An 863-nucleotide genomic window follows, 5' to 3' on the forward strand; every position below is an offset into this window, starting at 1 on the left:
CGCGGATGGTGTCCATGGCGCTGTAGCGTTCTCCTGGGTCAGCGGCGCTGTAGAACAGGGTGTCGGCGGCCTGGTTGCCTTGCAGATCCAGCAAACGCACGGTCTGGCCCTGCTTCACGGTATGAATGAAGTAATCACCTGCCGCCACCACTTCGCGAAAACTGGCCTGGTTCGGTTCACGTTGGCTTTCTTTGATCATGTGTTTTCCCTTGTTGCGTGATGCTTGTTACGTGCGGCGGGCCTTACATGCCCAGGTGATAAAGTCGGTTGTTCTCGAAGGCGCGGGTATTTTCCGGACGAAAATTCTTGCAGTAATCATCGTCGGACACCGGTGGTGCTTTGAACATTTCGATACCTACCGGCTTCATCGGGTAATCCTTCGCAGGATTGAGCGGATGGGGGCAGCTGTTCAGGATGACCAGGGTGTCCATTTCAAAACGCAGGGTGAGACTGGCCCCGGCTTTGGCCGCAGATGAATCGAATATCAGGTTGCCGTCTTTATCGGTGGCGACTTTGGAAAAAAGATTCAAATTGGCGGCCATGTCCCGTTCGGTGAGGCCGTATTTCGCCAGCTCCGTAAGGAAGCTGTGTTCGCCGCTCAGGGTCCACTGGTTGTGATGGTCCTGATAGGTTCTTACCGGATATTTTTCCTGTAGTTTTTTTTCGCTGAGTGTTCCGCACACGGACTCATGCCAGCCGAAGTCGTCTTCCACAATGGACGCAAATACCCGGCCCATGTCGGAATACAGGCAGTTGCCCCGGGTCAGTTTGAAGGTGTGTTGGCCTTTCAGGGTGTCGGGGGCGTTGTAGCGTTCCAGCAGGTCTTCCGGGTTGTACATCAACAGGCCCAGGTTGGCGCCGCC

2 protein-coding genes are annotated in these 863 nt (G+C 55.3%); both read right to left on the minus strand.

The window, feature by feature from the left end:
• Nucleotides 1–199: DUF1989 domain-containing protein (locus tag A3730_RS05565; protein WP_156500936.1), on the minus strand; the 199-nt coding region annotated here is incomplete at its 3' end.
• Nucleotides 200–242: 43 nt separating this feature from the next.
• The coding region (locus A3730_RS05570; RefSeq protein ID WP_063537672.1) for an urea amidolyase associated protein UAAP1 at nt 243–863 on the minus strand (621 nt) is incomplete at its 5' end.

This window comes from Alcanivorax sp. HI0044 (genome assembly GCF_001634945.1).